Raw genomic sequence first — 17,255 nt, 5'->3', positions numbered from 1 at the left:
GGATCTTTACTGTGTTCATTTGTCAGTCGGTAATATGGACCGGCCCAAAAAATCCTGTCAGAATTTCTTCTTATATGCCCATGAAATTACCATTGACAATATATTTAGATAGAATTATAGTAATTAAGTAGTGGATAATGATAATCATTTTCATTTGAGTTTTTACTTACCTATTTTTCAGTAAATGGAGGTTAAAAAATGGTTCGCCTATATACAGAGGATTTGAATATTGGTTATGGTGAACGTTTAATTGTAAAAGATCTCAGTGTGGAAATTCCAGATAAAAAAATCACGACGATCATCGGTTCAAATGGGTGTGGGAAATCGACACTTTTGAAAGCGATCACCAGAATCATTTCTAATCAATCAGGTACGGTTGTTTTAGATGGGGTGAATATTTCAAAAGAAAGCACTAAGATCCTTGCAAGAAAAATGGCCATACTTCCGCAGACACCCGAGAGTGCAAGCGGTTTGACGGTTGGGGAGCTCGTATCATATGGGCGCTTTCCCTATCAAAAAGGTTTTGGGCGCCTGACCCAAAAAGACTATGATGTGATTGATTGGGCACTTGAAGTGACCGGTACGAAAGACTTCAAGTTCCGTCCGGTGGATGCTCTATCAGGAGGTCAGCGCCAGCGTGTTTGGATTGCGATGGCACTTGCCCAGGAAACGGAAATCATCTTCCTTGATGAGCCGACCACCTATTTGGATATGGCGCATCAGCTGGAGGTTCTAGAATTATTACAAAAGCTGAATGTAGAACAGGGACGTACAATTGTCATGGTTCTTCATGATTTAAACCAAGCTGCTCGCTTTGCCGACTATATCATTGCCTTAAAGGACGGGGAAATAGTCAAAGCAGGAGATTGTGAAGAAGTCATCACTCATGAAGTGCTTAAGGAAGTATTCCATATTGATGCGGTAATCGGACGAGATCAACGAACAAACAAACCAATGTGCAGTACATACAATTTATTAAAAGGAGATTTGACAACAAATGAAAAAGATAATGATCCCGTTTATACTGCTGTTAGTGTTAATTATTAGTGCTTGTGGTAACGAGTCAACCGAAAAAGAAAAAAGCTCCGCTTCCAAAAAGGAAAAATCAGGTACCATCACATATCAATCTGAAAATGGTCCTGTTGAAGTTCCGGCAGATCCTCAACGTGTTTTAGTACTATCTTCATTCGCAGGTAACGTAATGGCTTTGGATGTTAACCTTGTAGGTGTCGATTCGTGGTCTAAAATGAACCCGAACTTTAAAGAGTTAAAAAATGTCGAGGAAGTCACGGACGAAAACCTGGAAAAAATCATTGAGTTGGATCCGGATTTAATCATTGGTTTATCAACGATTAAAAATGTCGATAAATTAAAGGAAATTGCTCCGACTGTAACGTATACATACGGAAAAGTGGACTATTTAACACAGCATGTAGAAATTGGTAAACTTTTGAATAAAGAAAAAGAAGCTCAAGCTTGGGTGGATGATTTCAAAAAACGGGCAAAAACAACCGGTGATGAAATTAAGGCTAAAATTGGAGAAGATGCTACCGTTTCCGTTTTCGAAAAGTTTGACAAACAGTTCTATGTATACGGCGATAATTGGGGCCGTGGAACGGAAATCCTTTATCAAGAAATGAAATTGGGCATGCCTGAAAAGGTAAAAGAAGTGGCATTGAAAGATGGTTACTTTGCCTTATCATTAGAAGTCCTGAAAGACTATGCCGGTGATTATGTGATTTTGAGCAATAACAAAGATCAGGACAATTCATTCCAACAAACAGATACGTTTAAAAACATACCTGCCGTTAAAAACAATCAGCTATATGAAGCTGATGCAAAAAAATTCTACTTCAATGATCCAATAACATTAGAATACCAATTAGACTTCTTTTCTAAAAGTTTTCTTGGAAAATAATACAGTGAGGGAGAGGGATTCCAATTCCTCTCCTTTTATTCTATAAAAAAGAGATGAGAGAGACAGATGACTAAAGAAAATCAACGTTTCATCCCATTTATATATAAACTGCTCATAGGGATTGCTGTATTCATAGGCATGTTCATTATTTCAATGGCATTTGGGGCGGCGGATGTTACTGTTAAAGATGTCTGGCAAGCACTGACATCAAATGCTGTCGGTGAAAAGCTTTCAATCATCCGGGAAATCCGTTTCCCTCGTGAAGTGGGCGCAATCTTTGTTGGTGCAGCACTTGCCGTTTCTGGTGCCATCATGCAGGGAATGACCAGGAATCCGCTTGCCGATCCGGGGTTGCTTGGATTGACGGCAGGAGCCAATGCAGGTCTCGCCATTACTTTGGCATTTATTCCAAATGCTAATAATTTAGGGATCATGATTGCGTGTTTTATAGGTTCCGCTGTCGGGGCAACCATGGTTTTCGGAATTGGTGCGATCAAAAAGGGCGGATTTTCACCTTTGCGGATCGTATTGGCTGGTGCTGCAGTCTCTGCATTCCTATTTGCCGTTTCGCAAGGGGTAGGCATTTATTTCAAGGTATCAAAAGATGTATCGATGTGGACAGCTGGCGGGAATATCGGAACTTCATGGGAGCAGCTTCGGGTAATCGTCCCGTTCATTTTAATAGGCATCCTGATTTCCCTTATCTTTTCCAGACAGCTCACCATACTTAGCTTAAGTGAAGAAGTGGCGGTAGGCTTAGGGCAAAAGACAACACAAATAAAGGCTGTTCTTTTCGTAGTCATCATTCTCCTGGCAGGTGCTGCCGTTGCACTTGTTGGAAATATGGTGTTCATCGGCTTAATGGTCCCCCATATTGTTCGGGCTATCGTGGGTACGGATTATCGATTCATCCTTCCTATGTCTGCGATTTTGGGAGCCACTTTCATGCTGCTTGCCGATACGATCGGCCGTACCATCAATTCTCCATATGAAACACCTGTGGTAGCGGTTGTTGCGATGATCGGTTTACCTTTCTTCCTCCTAATCGTGCGTAAAGGGGGTAAAGCATTTTCATGATCCAGTCATCATTAGTCAAAAAACAGCGATGGATAATAGGTGCATTAACTGCACTCATCATCGTTACGATCATTATTGGGACGTGTTCGGGATATTCCAATCTTTCTTTAGGGCGACTGATTCCCACGCTTTTCGGGCAAGGGACGTTTAAAGAGGAATTCATTTTATTTTCCGTAAGGTTACCGCGAATCATCATCACCCTTTTAGCAGGCATGGCCCTTGCACTGTCGGGAGCCATTCTGCAAGGGATCACACGTAATGATTTAGCCGATCCCGGAATCATCGGGATCAACTCAGGAGCAGGTGTTGCCATTGCAGCTTTCTTTCTGTTTTTCCCGCTTGATGCTGGTTCTTTTGTTTATATGGTTCCGCTTGTCGGTTTTATCGGAGCGTTACTGACGGCCTGTTTAATATATATTCTCTCATTCAAGAGAAGGAGTGGCCTTGAACCCGTCCGGTTAGTGTTGATCGGGGTAGGTTTTTCAATGGCGCTTTCAGGCCTGATGATTGTCCTCATTTCATCAGCGGAACGAGAAAAGGTCGATTTCATCTCAAAATGGTTGGCGGGAAATATATGGGGCACGGATTGGCCTTTCGTTTGGGCGATTATTCCATGGTTAATCATCCTCATTCCATTCACTTTATATAAAGCGAATCGTTTGAATCTGCTTGGTTTAAGTGAACCGGTCGCAATTGGGGTCGGTGTATCGATTGAAAAGGAGCGGATCGTACTGCTAATCACGGCTGTAGCACTGGCAGCGGCTGCCGTTTCTGTTACAGGCGGAATTGCATTCATTGGACTTATGTCCCCGCATATAGCGAAATCCTTGGTAGGACCTCGAAATCAACTATTCATTCCGGTCGCCATTTTAATCGGTGGATGGCTATTGCTGCTTGCCGATACGATAGGCCGTAATATAATTGAACCCGAGGGGATTCCTGCAGGTATCATGGTTGCATTGATCGGTGCTCCTTATTTCATGTATTTATTGTTGAAAAAATAAGAACTTGCTAAAATCCCCTGAAATCCTTCAGGGGATTTTATGTTCCATTAAGTGCTTCCGTAGTTTTTTGTTTTAATCATTGATTATCTATATCTAATTATTTCATCAGGATTCAATCGTTTCGCTTCGAAATAAAATACTTGAATAAACTTTTTTGTATTTACCCGGGTAGGTGTAAGAACTATTGTTGAATCATTTTGCAATTCTTTCATTTTTTGGCGTACGACTGTGAAATCAAAAAATTTGGAAGCATAATTTTCAAACTTCGGATTTGAAAAATCCGTTAAACCGAGCGAGGCAAAATGATTTAAGGAATGGTTAATCGTTCTGCGTATTCGCTGTTCGGCAGCTTTTATTTCTCGATTGATATCAGCCTGCAAAGCTGATGTACCGAGCTTTTTTTTGGTGATTTCTACAAAGATATCTTTAAGGGTAGGGAAATGCTTTCCAAAAGTAAAAGTCCTTTCATACATAAATAAATATTGAAGCATCTCCATTAAATCTTTTGCGCCATTTTCTCCAACGATCCCTAATTCCGATAGTAGGAATTCACCTACCTCACTTATACTTTTTTCATTAAAACTATTGGATTTATCAACTTTTGGCTGTTCAAAATTCAATACACTATTCAAAGAAGCTTGGATATTTGTGATCGATCTTTCTAAATGAATCCGTTCCATAACTTTTCGGATAACTGTTAATATCTCAATACGATTGATTGGTTTGGTAATATAATAATCTATTCCAAGTGAGTATGCCTCACCAATCAGCTCCTTTGATTCAACCTGCGAAATCATTATTATTTTTCCGTTAAATGTACTTTTTATATGACGAAGTGTCTCAATGCCATCCCGGATGGGCATTAATAAATCAATGAATAATATATCAATTTGTTTTAAATTCAGAATATGGCCTTCTAATAGACTCCCATCCTCGGCTTCCTCCACCACTTCTCCTAAATCTTCGTTCTCTATAATTTGGCTTAAGTTCGAACGTATGGCACAATCATCATCTGTTATAAAAAAACGCATGGAATCATCCTTTCTGGATCAACTTATGAATGGGTAATTTTATTGAAAAAACAGCGCCGTTAAAACTATTCTCAAACAGGATATCGCCTCCCAGTTCTTTTACGACCTCTTTAACATATGAGAGACCAATCCCCGTTGAAGGTGTCCCGAAATGATCATATTTTGAAGTGAACCCAGGTTTGAATATGACAGTCTGATACTTTTGAGGAATTCCAGGTCCAGTATCAGCAACTTTAAATTCCACATTGTCATGGATTTCACACAAACTTAAACGGACGATTCCCTTATCTTTAATTGCTTCAACTGCATTTGCGACTAAATTATTGAAAAGAGATAACACGGTATACACATGATAATGTGAATCATTTTTTTGATCCAATGAGTATTCGAATTGTATATCCTTTCCTAGAGATAAGGCATATTTTTCATTAATTCGGATAATTAAATGAAAAAGTTCAGCAGCATTCATATAATCCTTAAAACTCTCATTGGAAATCAATTTGGAAAGACCGGCAAAAATTCGTTGATTATCTTTCTTGACTTCATGCATTTCACCCGCGATGCGCAATGCCTTTTGACTATATGGCTCTGTAAGAACATGAGGTTGCTTTTCCTGTTTTTCCAGAGCTTTTAAATCTCGATACAAATCATACGATTTCTTTGTAATATTCTCAGCATTTTTTAATGTTTTTTTTAAATGAATCGTTTCCTCGTATAAGTTGGAAATGAGCATCAGCATATGTTCATTTTGTTTTCTGATTTGTCGTTCCCTTGATTGTGCTTCATAAAGCTTCATCATATTAAAAAAACTTAAAACGATAAAACTGTGGGCGAATGCGATCATGATCATCTCGTTCAGTGAACCTAGCGTAATTGTTGTTTCCAATACAATATATTGAAAGATTAATTCTACTGAGTCGGACAATATTTCGATAATGAGACCAATAAATCCAATAATCAAAGATCGGTTTTGAAAGCGATTGATTTTCACTAAATAAAAAAGAAAGCAGTAGGTGAAATAAAAGAAAAAACTTGGATAATGAACTTGGAAAGCGGAAGCCCAGGAAAAACTATCATGAATGAAAAAATCTATAAGAATACGAAATACCACAACCATTGTTCCTGTCAGGAAGCCCGAAAGAATGACAGGTGTTTTCTGTAATAATAGTAAAAAGAAGAAAAGTACAGGTGGACCAAAACTTACCCGAAACGTTTCATTTAAAGGATAAAAACTCAATTCGCCTGCTAATGGGACTGTTAACAACATCAAAGCAAGGATATTGACCTCTTTTTTCATTAACGTACTCAGATTCAAGTCGTCACCTCCCAATTTGTTTAAAAAATCAGTATACAGTTTCATCAGCTTCAATACAACGCTTACTTTGTTCCTGAATGGAACGGCTTAAAACCAATTATCGCAAAACCAATCTGTTTTTCTATCCACAAAAAATGGTAACGGAACATGTGAGATGATTCCGTTTTTTTAGTGGATTTTTATTTTTTAGATTTTGTAGGTTTTCGTATGATTATGTAGTTCCCAATTTAAAATTAACGGTAGATAGAATTTTTTGAAAGCGCTTAACAATTATTAGAATATTCATTATGTTTTCATCTAATCTATTGCAGCATGATGGCATTCGGTAAAACGCTCATTTTGAATAATGATACAACAACTGAAGAGGTGGAAAAATGTGATTGAAGAATTGTCAAAAGAGTATGACATTCACGTTAGTAGTCAAAAGCAAGCCGACTTAGATGAATGGGTGGCACATTACAGACCCTATGCTACTGAAGGGCAAACCGCCAATTATATACCTGCATTGAGGAATGCACACTTATCGCAATTAGGCATTTGCATACTGGAGCCTGGTGGAACAATGATCAAGTCAGGGGATTGGGAAGTCCCATTCACGCTGCAAAGTATTTCAAAAGTGCTCAGCTTTATAGCCGCGTGCTTGGGTTGTGGCATTTCTTATGTGTTAGAGAGGGTCGATGTGGAACCAACTGGAGATGCTTTCAATTCAATTATTCGTTTAGAAATGCATAAGCCGGGAAAGCCATTCAATCCGATGATAAATGCAGGGGCGATTACCATAGCTTCGCTTCTCCCAGGTGATACTTCACGAAAGAAATTAGAATTTCTCTATACATTATTTGAAAATTTGTTAGGAAAGCGTCCGGCCATCAATGAAGCAGTGTATCAATCTGAGTGGCAAACCTCTCATAGAAATAGAGCCTTGGCTCACTATTTAAAAGAGACGAATTATTTAGAATCGGATGTAGAGGAAGCTTTAGAGGTTTACCTCAAACAATGTTCCATAGTAGTAACCACAGAAGACATAGCCCTGCTTGGGCTGATTCTTGCACAAGATGGATACCATCCCATCCGTAAAGAACAAGTACTCCCAAAAAAAGTGGCTAAGCTGGCCAAAGCATTAATGCTTACTTGTGGTATGTACAATGCTTCAGGTAAATTTGCGGCTTTTGTGGGGGTGCCTGCCAAAAGTGGAGTATCTGGCGGGATCATGGCACTTGTTCCTCCAAGTTCCAGAAGCGGGCTTCCCTTTCAAGATGGATGTGGCATTGGTATATACGGACCTGCCATTGATGAATATGGGAATAGCGTAACAGGTGGTATGTTATTGAAACAAATGGCACAGGAATGGGATCTTAGTATTTTCTAAAAGCAGAGAAAATCTGTTCATATTAAAAAAGCAATATAGGGTACATCCAAAATTTGCATTACAATTCACTAAACTTAGCAAGAGGTGATGCAATTCAGCAATCACTTCAAGAATCAATTGGACGAACTTGAAACAATTGATAAATCAGTTAAGAACGTCATTATAAAGAATGAAATTTGGAAAGCATGGTGATGAACATATGAATAATTTGCAGCGAAAGATGGGTACGTTTTCGTTAACGATGGTAGGACTCGGGTCAATTATTGGCTCAGGTTGGTTATTCGGAGCATGGAAAGCGGCACAAATCGCAGGACCGGCTGCCATTATCTCCTGGATTATCGGGATGGTTGTTATTTTATTTATCGCACTATCTTACAGTGAATTAGGGGCAATGTTTCCTGAAGCTGGGGGGATGGTAAAATATACGCAATACTCTCATGGCTCGTTTATAGGTTTTCTTGCAGGTTGGGCAAACTGGATCGCAATTGTTTCTGTAATTCCAGTCGAAGCGATTGCTTCTGTTCAATATATGAGCTCATGGCCATGGAAATGGGCGGAGTGGACACATGGTTTAGTAGAAAATGGGAGTCTAACTGGGGCAGGCTTGGCAATTGCTTCTGCATTATTGGTCGTCTATTTTTTATTGAATTACTGGACAGTTAGTTTGTTTTCAAAAGCAAATTCATTTATTACAGTCTTTAAGGTTATTATACCTGGACTGACGATCGGCTCACTTTTATTTGCCGGTTTTCATGGATCTAATTTTACCTCTGCAGGAAGTATCGCTCCTAATGGTTGGGCAAGTGTGCTTACTGCTGTAGCAACTTCTGGTATCATCTTTGCATTTAACGGTTTTCAAAGTCCGATTAACATGGCAGGTGAGGCAAAGAATCCTGGACGTTCGATTCCATTTGCAGTAATAGGCTCCATCTTAATTGCAACGGTTATCTACGTTTTATTACAGATTGCATTTATTGGGGCCGTTGATCCGTCCATGATTGTGAACGGATGGCAACATTTGAATTTCAATTCACCGTTTGCTGATTTAGCAATAGTCCTAGGTATAAACTGGTTAGTTATTTTACTATACGTTGATGCTTTTATTTCTCCTTCCGGGACGGGAATAACATACACGGCGACAACGTCAAGAATGCTTTATGGAATGGAAAAGAATAAATATTTGCCAAGCGTATTTGGAAAACTTCATCCACTTTATGGTATCCCTCGTCAAGCCATGTTTTTTAATCTAGGTGTATCCTTCTTATTTTTATTCATGTTTAGAGGCTGGGGAGTATTGGCAGAGGTTATTTCGGTTGCGACATTAGTTTCTTATATTACAGGTCCAGTTACTGTTATGACATTAAGGCGCACCGGTCAGAATTTATACAGACCATTACGTCTAAAAGGATTAAGTATCATTGCACCGCTTGGCTTTGTTTTTGCTTCTTTGGTTTTATATTGGGCAAGGTGGCCACTGACAGGACAAGTATTATTTATCATTATGATTGGTCTCCCAGTTTATTTCTATTATCAAGCAAAAATCAATTGGAAGGGATTCCGTCAAAACTTCTTGGCTGGGGTTTGGATGGTTGTTTACTTACTCTGTATGATGACCATTTCATACTTAGGCAGTGAAAAGTTTGGTGGACTAAACATAATCCCATTTGGTTGGGATATGGTCCTCATAACATGTTTATCTCTAGGGTTTTATAGTTGGGCAATAAAGAGCGGATTCCAAACAGAATATTTGGAACAAGGACAAAAAGTAAATGAAGACTTGAGATCGATGGAGAATAACATTGCCGCTCACACTGAAAAAAAGGACGCTGTATAAATGGTGTAGCCATTTCATTGATTGGCATGCTCTAACTATTAATATCGATGAGGGTGAAAAAAAGGGGACGGCAAATTTAATTTGCTGTCCCCTTTTTGGATTTAAGAAAGGCTGTTATTTTTTTATTTCACACCTGGTTTATCATTATACCCGGCAGTGAAGATAGCGGCTAAAAATGTAATAGCAACCCCAACGATAATAACTGTGCCCATGCTGTGACCTCCCTTTACCCATATTGTCCCACTTAAGTATAGGCTTAGTATACCCTAATTTTTAGCAGGAGTGCACACAATTTTTCTTGTCAGCATAATTGTCCTCAATTCTTCAATGATTAAGCCTTTTTCGATACTGGAGAGCCAAGGGCTATTCGAAACAATGGCCGGCGACTTTTTAAAGTCTGACATGTTTGTCAGACTTGGAGCATAGATTTAAGTATTCTCTGAAAGTGACAGGGGGAGGTTCCTTAATGGATATTTTAAAGAAAATCGAAAAATTTAGAGAAGATGAACAGAAGCTGAAGTGGGAAGGCACCTTCGCAGAGTACTTAGAAATATTGAAAGAAACGCCTTTAGTTGCTCAATCTGCTCATTCACGTGTATACAACATGATCAGAGATGCAGGGATAGAGGAAGTAAATGGGACAAAGAAATACAATTTTTTCAGCGGTCAGTTGTTTGGCCTTGAAGATTCACTGGAAAGGCTCATCGAGGAATATTTCCATCCGGCGGCAAAGCGGCTCGATGTCCGTAAGCGGATATTGCTTCTAATGGGTCCTGTGTCAGGCGGGAAGTCCACACTCGTTTCTTTACTGAAGCGTGGACTTGAAAATTATTCATTAAAAGACACTGGTGCCATTTATGCAATAAAAGGATGCCCGATGCATGAAGATCCACTGCATCTCATTCCTCAATATTTACGGGATGATTTTTTTGAAGAATATGGAATAAGGATAGAAGGAAACCTATCGCCGCTGAATGTAATGAGGTTAGAACAGGAGTATGGAAGCAGGATTGAAGATGTGATGGTCGAGCGTATTTTCCTTTCGGAGGATAAGCGTGTGGGAATTGGAACGTTCAGTCCTTCAGACCCAAAATCACAGGATATCGCTGATTTGACGGGCAGCATCGATTTTTCGACCATTGCCGAATACGGATCCGAATCAGATCCGCGGGCCTATCGTTTTGATGGTGAGCTGAACAAGGCGAACCGCGGGATGATGGAGTTCCAGGAGATGCTGAAATGTGATGAGAAGTTCTTATGGCATTTGCTATCATTGACACAAGAGGGGAATTTTAAGGCAGGACGTTTTGCATTGATCAGTGCCGATGAACTCATTGTGGCCCATACGAATGAAACGGAGTATAAAGCTTTCATTTCCAATAAGAAAAATGAAGCATTGCATTCCCGTATCATTGTCATGCCGATTCCATATAATCTGAAGGTTACCGAAGAAGAAAAGATTTATGAAAAAATGATCCGTGAAAGTGATGTCTCGGATGTTCATATAGCTCCGCATACATTAAGGGTGGCGGCAATCTTCAGCATCATGACACGATTGAAGGATCCCAAAAAGGGCGATATCGATTTAGTGAAAAAGATGAGGCTTTATGATGGGGAAAATGTCGAAGGATTTAATTCCGCAGACATCAATGAATTGAAAAAAGAATATCAGGACGAAGGCATGAGCGGAATCGATCCGCGTTACGTAATTAACCGGATTTCCTCTACGATCATTCGTAAGGAAAACCCGTCCATTAATGCGTTGGATGTACTTATGTCATTAAAAGCAGGTCTTGACCAGCATCCGTCCATTACGAACGAACTTCGGGAGAGGTATTTGAATTTCATTTCACTGGCACGTAAAGAATACGATGCCATTGCAAAAAATGAAGTCCAAAAGGCATTTGTCTATTCATATGAAGAGTCGGCGAAGATCCTCATGGATAATTATCTGGACAATGTCGAAGCATACTGCAATAAATCAAGGCTGCGTGATCCATTGACTGGGGAAGAAATCAATCCAGATGAAAAACTGATGCGCTCGATTGAAGAGCAAATTGGAATTTCCGAGAATGCAAAAAAAGCATTCCGCGAAGAAATATTGATTCGCATTTCTGCATATGCGCGTAAAGGTAAGAGATTCGATTATAATTCCCATGATCGTTTACGGGAAGCAATCCAGAAAAAACTATTTGCTGATTTGAAGGATGTCGTAAAGATCACTACTTCAACGAAGACACCAGACGAAAGGCAACTGAAGAAAGTGAACGAGGTCATCACGAGACTTATCGACGAGCACGGTTATAATTCCACCTCAGCCAATGATTTGCTGCGCTATGTGGGAAGCTTGTTAAATCGGTAATCCATACTTTTTTGCCCCTGCCCCAATCGGGCAGGGGTTTATTGCCTTTTGCGGAAGGTAAATAAAAGAAAGGTGGACTTCTGAATCCCCTGAAATCATGCATCTTTTGTTAAAGGGTGATTATAGAAGGCAAAGATTAAAGCACCGGGCCCTTCTGAATGGAGGGAGTCCGGTGCTTTAATTTCTATTTAGTTACATTCAAACCATACTGTTCAATAAGTGTAATAAGTTGATTCGGTGATAGTTTTTCTTCGCTATGATCGATTTTAATTTCCCCATCATCAACATCGATGATCGCTCGTTCCACACCTTCCGTTTTCAAAAGTATGGACTCCAGATTTAAAATCGGACCTTCTGACGTTGCTTCCTTTACATAAAGGGTAGTTGTTTGCATACTTCTTGCACCTCCTTACATTAGCTCATAATGTCTTATCTATACCCCATATTTCCATTGGATATGTTACGTTTTGGATTTGGAAATATTGGGTATCAATAAGTAGAGGTGATGGCAAATGAGTAAAGAGGAATTGAAAAAAGAACATGTTCCGGAAAATAGCTCCATGGCTAAGGATTATGAAGAGATGAAAGAACTTGGAAAGCAGATGGAAAATCAAAGGACGAATGAAGAATTGAAAGAGTGGGATAAACGCCCAGGTACAGTTCAACATGAAATAGAGGAAGATGAAGATTGACGAATATCACAACCAGAATCCTTCTATCTGTGTAAAAGGGTGTCCAGAAAAACTGCTGGTGCACCCTTTTTGTTGTATTTCATTAATTACGCTGGCATTTTAATAATCCTATTATCCGAAAAATGAAACCCGCTTAAAGCGAACAGACCTGAAGATCATCAGGTCTGTTCGTTTTCTTGAAATATTTATTTTGCAGTGGCATTTTTAAAAAAACTTTAAAGGGCATCTAATGCCCATGTCAGGACTTGTCTAGTTCGTAGGTAAACGTCCATTATTGAATTTTGTTGTAAATTATCCAGCATCGCTGCATAAGATAGAGTAATACTTTTCTTTTAATCCGTTTTTTCGCACTGTATTTTTGATTGGAAAACCGGAATGATGTGGGCTTTCCCACACTAATTTATTATATGAAGGAATGATGAAAAGCGTGCAAACATTTTTAAGGGGGGAAGAGAATGTCGGAAGAGAGTAATCAACAGTATGTTATCTCACAGGAAAATTGGTCCCTCCATCGGAAAGGCTATGATGATCAACAACGTCATCAGGAAAAGGTGCAGGAAGCGATCAAGAATAATTTGCCTGATCTAATTTCAGAAGAAAGCATCGTGATGTCCAATGGCCGGGATGTTATCAAGATTCCCATTCGCTCCTTGGATGAATACAAAATTCGTTATAACTATGATAAAAACAAACATGTAGGGCAAGGCGATGGAGACAGTAAAGTGGGGGATGTAGTCGCGAGGGATGGCTCACCGTCCGATGCCGGGGCTGGTAAGGGCCAGGGTGCAGGTGACAAGGCTGGCGAGGATTATTATGAAGCCGAAGTATCGATGATGGAATTGGAGGAAGCCCTGTTCAGCCAATTGGAACTCCCTAATCTTCAGAAGAAAGAACACGCGGAGCACACGCTTGAACACATCGAATTCAACGATATCCGCAAGACAGGCCTAATGGGAAATATCGACAAAAAGAAAACAATGATATCGGCTTTCAAACGGAACGCTTTAAGGGGGGACCCAGGTTTTCATCCTATTTATAAGGAAGATTTTAAATTCAAAACTTGGAATGAGATTCAGAAACCTGATTCCAAAGCAGTTGTACTGGCAATGATGGATACTTCCGGAAGCATGGGGTTATGGGAAAAATATATGGCTCGAAGCTTTTTCTTTTGGATGAACCGCTTCTTGCGGACAAAATATGAAACGGTGGAAATCGAGTTTATAGCCCATCATACAGAAGCGAAAGTTGTTCCGGAAGAGGATTTCTTTTCAAAAGGGGAAAGCGGCGGTACGATTTGTTCGTCCGTATACCGAAAAGCATTAGAACTTATTGATCATAAATATGACCCCGCGAAGTTTAATATCTATCCGTTTCACTTTTCCGATGGTGATAACCTAACATCCGATAACGTCCGCTGCGTTAAGCTTGTTGAAGAACTCATGAAGGTTTCCAATATGTTCGGATACGGGGAAGTCAATCAATACAATCGTCATTCGACATTGATGACAGCTTATAAGAACATCGATAATGAAAAATTCAGGTACTATATCCTTAAACAAAAGGCTGACGTTTTCCATGCAATGAAGAGCTTTTTTAAAGACGAGGAAAGTAAGAAGTATGCTTAAAGAAATAAGTTAGCTTGTTCTGGATTGTAGGGAAGCGTCATTCTCTCTACAATCTTTTTTTATTTATCGATTAATCTGATTTAAAATCATTCAGTTCAAGTTGGTGACTAATCGAAGGATTCTAAAAAAATCTCCCTATGAGGCAGATGAATAGCATTCGCTCATTAATTCATGATATGAAGTTACGGTTTTCGTTCATGACACTCCGTTCCACCCCTTCTTCACCTGCTAAGATAACTTCTTACGGGAAGGCGCAATATAAAAAATGGTTTATCTCATTTCATTTTTGAAACGTTATGACTTGGAATATATTATAAAATAAAGTAGCAGTGAGGATCCTTCCCAAAAACCCCATTGCAGAAGACCCATACTCTGAGCGGTTCCAAAACATTGTGCCTTTGATAACCCCTCTGGCAGCCTGTTCCCTATGATCCCAGGGGGCAGGCTGGTTTTTTATGAGTAATTTTTTCGGTCCTTTAAGAAATAAAAAGTACAGGTGAATTGAATATTAGTAGGTCTGTTTTACTCAGTAGCCATTCGATTTTATTTGCTATGCCCACTCCTCCTTTTTATCCTTATGCCATTTAATCCAACGCTAGTTCTTCGGTAGTAAAATCAGCCGCCCCCTAATCTGCACCTGCTTTTTCGAAATCCAATGAAGAATGGACTGCATTTCTTTTCTGAACGAATGATTTTACTTTATGAAATACCGACACTAGCCTTTTTGTATATAATGATGCCAGAATCTAAATCTGGATAATATCAACATCATGATAAAGGAGAAAGATGATGTCGAAGCAATATAACTTTTTATTACTATGGGTGTCACAAACTTGGTTCACTCTATTGAAATACAGGATCTATTTTATTCAAGCCTTTTTAGTCTTACTTCTGATGTATCTTTTATTAAATAAACAGGAAATAAATACGCTGAAAATCACCCTCATTTTAATAACTTCACTATCCTTTCTTAAAAGTGCCCATGGAAAAAAGGGTGAATAAAAGTAAAAGTGGTATGTAAGGAGATTACGGTGAAAGGTTCTATGGCGTGTACCAAGTGCGTTAGGTGATATATATGTTCATGTAATCCGACGGAACGTTATGACAATGAGCTATAAGAAAAATAGAAGAAACTCTTCAGGGAATGTAAATGATAAATCCTTTCATGCGTAAATGTGATAAGACGGAACCGATGGTTTCTTTTATCACATTTTTTTAGTTATGTAACCATAATGATTGTAGCCCTAAAAGAATCATTAAATTTTATGGAATTTAAACGAGGAGATTTGATGAGAGGACCTGCTTTTATAAAATGCAGGATCATTTCACCCGATGGAACTCATCACCATAAATGAAAATAATCACATTAAAATTGACGTTTAATGCCCAAATGTGGTTCCTAAAATGATTTTTTATGGATCATTATTGGAACGAGGTACTTCTCGAAAAAAAGTATTATTGATCTTGTAAGTAAAATTTTTTTTTAGAGGAGCGTTTCTTTTATGAAGAAAAGTAAAATGTTAAAACCTATTAACGTTATGACAACATCATTTCTATTAGCAAGTTCTCTATTAATGCCAAGTGCAGGTTTTGCAGAAGAACTATCCACACCAAAGAATGAGGAAAGTTCGAATTCACAAGAGTCTGGGCTGAAAAATCAAGAAGCTCGTACACAAACAAACGAAACTCAATCTTCTGGGAAAGCAGCTTCAAAAATGATGGTAAATGAAGCAGTCGTCAATAATTTTCAAGAGTTGAAGGCAGCCTTAGAAACGGATAACGGAATTACTGAGATCCATCTTGGACAAAACATTGATATCAGCGGAGCGATTAAAATTCACCCGGCAAAATCGGAAATCGTGATCGAAGGTAATAACCATATAATAACGGAAACAGGGTCAACAGGATCAAAAGGCGGTATTTATGCCAACGGTAATATTTTAAGCAGTGTCCATGTAAAAAACGTAAATATTAAAGGGAAGAACTATTACGGTCTCATTACAATACATGATGTAACAAAAAATGTAGAGCAAATATTCGAAAATGTAAACTACAATGGGCCACAATTAATCTGGAACCGTAACGGGAAAGCTGTTTTCAAAGGAGTAAACGACATTTATATTCAGGATAATGCAGTATCAGGCTCATCCATAACGCACGAGATGGCGGAAACTGGAAGTGTGGAAATTGATGGTGAAACTCATATTAGCCATAATAGTGGCCATGCTCTTATTTGGTCGATTTCAAAAGAACCTCAATTTAAGATCGCACCAAATGCGAATGTGAAAATTTTTACAAGTAAGAGCGGGTATGGAATATTTTATGCAACAGGCGGTGATGCAGATTTTTCCATTGGGGCTAATGCAAAGCTAGAGATTGATGGAAAAAAAGGAGTTACCGAATCTGGGAAGTTTAAGTCATTTAACGTGGATGCCGGTGCAGATGTACAGATGAATAGATCTGGTACGGATTCATATCCAATGATTTCGCTTTATGGACCTGCGCAGATCAATAATCGAGCGAAACTCCATGTAACTACAGAAGACGGTCACGCCTTGGAAGTCGAAAATAAACCAACCACCATTGATTTTAATACTCCTGAGAATGTTGTCTTGTCCTCAGTGAAAAAACAAGCATTAAATAATTTAAGCACCTCCCTTACGATGAATATGGATACAGGCATGTTAAAGCTCTGGATGAGTCCGACAGGCGATCCTGCAAATAGTCATGTGGGCAAATCCGGTGGCAATCTTACTTGGAAAGGTATATATAAATATAACGTAGCTCAATCAATTGGTGGCAATCCAGAGAATTTCAATATTGAATTTAGTAAAACAAAAAAGATTGAATTAGGAAAAGATGTAGATGGGCAAGCAGAAAAAGACCTAACCGATGCGAAGAACAAAGTGGAAGATCTGTTCACGGACGATAAGTTCGATACATTGGAAGGCACGACGGATCAAGGGGCGATTGACGAAGCCCAAAAAGCGGTCAATAAACTTCCGGAAGGTGCAGAAAAAGACCGTCT

13 protein-coding genes are annotated in these 17,255 nt (G+C 39.1%); 10 read left to right on the top strand and 3 right to left on the bottom strand.

The window, feature by feature from the left end; genetic code table 11:
• Positions 1-198: 198 nt before the first annotated feature.
• The 4 genes from ACIROD_RS09255 (at position 199) to ACIROD_RS09240 (ending at position 3,999) form a co-directional block, all read left to right on the top strand.
• Entirely contained in the window at positions 199-1,047 is an 849-nt protein-coding gene (locus tag ACIROD_RS09255) for an ABC transporter ATP-binding protein (RefSeq protein ID WP_101223364.1), read from the top strand.
• Positions 998-1,918: an iron-hydroxamate ABC transporter substrate-binding protein gene (locus tag ACIROD_RS09250; protein WP_101223363.1), complete on the top strand. Its 921-nt coding sequence runs from the start codon at positions 998-1,000 to the stop codon at positions 1,916-1,918. The genes ACIROD_RS09255 and ACIROD_RS09250 overlap by 50 nt, the downstream gene beginning before the upstream one ends.
• A 66-nt stretch (positions 1,919-1,984) precedes the next feature.
• Positions 1,985-2,995 carry a FecCD family ABC transporter permease gene (locus ACIROD_RS09245; RefSeq protein ID WP_101223362.1) on the top strand — a complete coding sequence of 337 codons (1,011 nt, stop codon included), beginning with the start codon at positions 1,985-1,987 and terminating at the stop codon, positions 2,993-2,995.
• The gene (locus ACIROD_RS09240) at positions 2,992-3,999 is read left to right on the top strand and encodes a FecCD family ABC transporter permease (protein WP_260359168.1); all 1,008 of its coding nucleotides are present in this window, start codon (positions 2,992-2,994) and stop codon (positions 3,997-3,999) included. Before ACIROD_RS09245 ends, ACIROD_RS09240 begins: the two co-directional genes overlap by 4 nt.
• 83 nt (positions 4,000-4,082) lie before the next feature.
• Here ACIROD_RS09240 and ACIROD_RS09235 read toward each other — a convergent pair whose 3' ends face one another.
• Both ACIROD_RS09235 and ACIROD_RS09230 read right to left on the bottom strand, forming a co-directional pair.
• Positions 4,083-5,030, bottom strand: a complete 948-nt coding sequence (locus tag ACIROD_RS09235; RefSeq protein ID WP_101223360.1) for a response regulator — start codon at positions 5,028-5,030, stop codon at positions 4,083-4,085.
• Positions 5,031-5,034: 4 nt separating this feature from the next.
• Positions 5,035-6,297: an ATP-binding protein gene (locus ACIROD_RS09230; protein ID WP_402940168.1), complete on the bottom strand. Its 1,263-nt coding sequence runs from the start codon at positions 6,295-6,297 to the stop codon at positions 5,035-5,037.
• Between the two features lie 427 nt (positions 6,298-6,724).
• Here ACIROD_RS09230 and ACIROD_RS09225 point away from each other — a divergent pair, with 427 nt between their 5' ends.
• The 3 genes from ACIROD_RS09225 (at position 6,725) to ACIROD_RS09215 (ending at position 11,910) form a co-directional block, all read left to right on the top strand.
• Positions 6,725-7,714 (top strand): glutaminase, encoded by a 990-nt coding sequence (locus tag ACIROD_RS09225; RefSeq protein WP_202190600.1) that lies wholly within the window; start codon positions 6,725-6,727, stop codon positions 7,712-7,714.
• Between the two features lie 199 nt (positions 7,715-7,913).
• Positions 7,914-9,548 carry a glutamate/serine transporter AimA gene (locus tag ACIROD_RS09220; protein WP_101223358.1) on the top strand — a complete coding sequence of 545 codons (1,635 nt, stop codon included), beginning with the start codon at positions 7,914-7,916 and terminating at the stop codon, positions 9,546-9,548.
• Between the two features lie 466 nt (positions 9,549-10,014).
• Positions 10,015-11,910 (top strand): PrkA family serine protein kinase, encoded by a 1,896-nt coding sequence (locus ACIROD_RS09215; protein ID WP_101223357.1) that lies wholly within the window; start codon positions 10,015-10,017, stop codon positions 11,908-11,910.
• A 184-nt stretch (positions 11,911-12,094) separates the two neighbouring features.
• Here the strand turns inward: ACIROD_RS09215 and ACIROD_RS09210 are convergent, their stop codons facing one another.
• Positions 12,095-12,304, bottom strand: a complete 210-nt coding sequence (locus ACIROD_RS09210) for a metal ABC transporter ATPase (protein WP_034315156.1) — start codon at positions 12,302-12,304, stop codon at positions 12,095-12,097.
• Positions 12,305-12,422: 118 nt separating this feature from the next.
• On the opposite strand from ACIROD_RS09210, the gene ACIROD_RS09205 reads away from it, so the two are divergent.
• From ACIROD_RS09205 to ACIROD_RS09195, 3 genes are all read left to right on the top strand, one after another.
• Positions 12,423-12,602: a hypothetical protein gene (locus ACIROD_RS09205; RefSeq protein WP_098370934.1), complete on the top strand. Its 180-nt coding sequence runs from the start codon at positions 12,423-12,425 to the stop codon at positions 12,600-12,602.
• Between the two features lie 455 nt (positions 12,603-13,057).
• Positions 13,058-14,227 (top strand): sporulation protein YhbH, encoded by a 1,170-nt coding sequence (gene yhbH, locus ACIROD_RS09200; protein ID WP_101223356.1) that lies wholly within the window; start codon positions 13,058-13,060, stop codon positions 14,225-14,227.
• Between the two features lie 1,502 nt (positions 14,228-15,729).
• On the top strand, positions 15,730-17,255 hold a 1,526-nt coding region (locus ACIROD_RS09195; RefSeq protein WP_402939826.1), incomplete at its 3' end, for a pectate lyase-like adhesive domain-containing protein.

Source organism: Peribacillus sp. NPDC101481, assembly GCF_044767165.1.
Classification (GTDB): Bacteria; Bacillota; Bacilli; order Bacillales; family DSM-1321; genus Peribacillus.
The sequence above is the reverse complement of the archived record's forward strand: the minus strand, read 5'-3'. Positions and strand labels throughout refer to the sequence as shown.

Coding starts and splice junctions, on each gene's coding strand:
- yhbH (WP_101223356.1), top strand. CDS start 13,058: ATGTCGGAAGAGAGTAATCAACAGTATGTTATCTCACAGGAAAATTGG.
- ACIROD_RS09240 (WP_260359168.1), top strand. CDS start 2,992: ATGATCCAGTCATCATTAGTCAAAAAACAGCGATGGATAATAGGTGCA.
- ACIROD_RS09250 (WP_101223363.1), top strand. CDS start 998: ATGAAAAAGATAATGATCCCGTTTATACTGCTGTTAGTGTTAATTATT.
- ACIROD_RS09220 (WP_101223358.1), top strand. CDS start 7,914: ATGAATAATTTGCAGCGAAAGATGGGTACGTTTTCGTTAACGATGGTA.
- ACIROD_RS09215 (WP_101223357.1), top strand. CDS start 10,015: ATGGATATTTTAAAGAAAATCGAAAAATTTAGAGAAGATGAACAGAAG.
- ACIROD_RS09245 (WP_101223362.1), top strand. CDS start 1,985: ATGACTAAAGAAAATCAACGTTTCATCCCATTTATATATAAACTGCTC.
- ACIROD_RS09205 (WP_098370934.1), top strand. CDS start 12,423: ATGAGTAAAGAGGAATTGAAAAAAGAACATGTTCCGGAAAATAGCTCC.
- ACIROD_RS09210 (WP_034315156.1), bottom strand. CDS start 12,304: ATGCAAACAACTACCCTTTATGTAAAGGAAGCAACGTCAGAAGGTCCG.
- ACIROD_RS09255 (WP_101223364.1), top strand. CDS start 199: ATGGTTCGCCTATATACAGAGGATTTGAATATTGGTTATGGTGAACGT.
- ACIROD_RS09230 (WP_402940168.1), bottom strand. CDS start 6,297: ATGTTGTTAACAGTCCCATTAGCAGGCGAATTGAGTTTTTATCCTTTA.
- ACIROD_RS09235 (WP_101223360.1), bottom strand. CDS start 5,030: ATGCGTTTTTTTATAACAGATGATGATTGTGCCATACGTTCGAACTTA.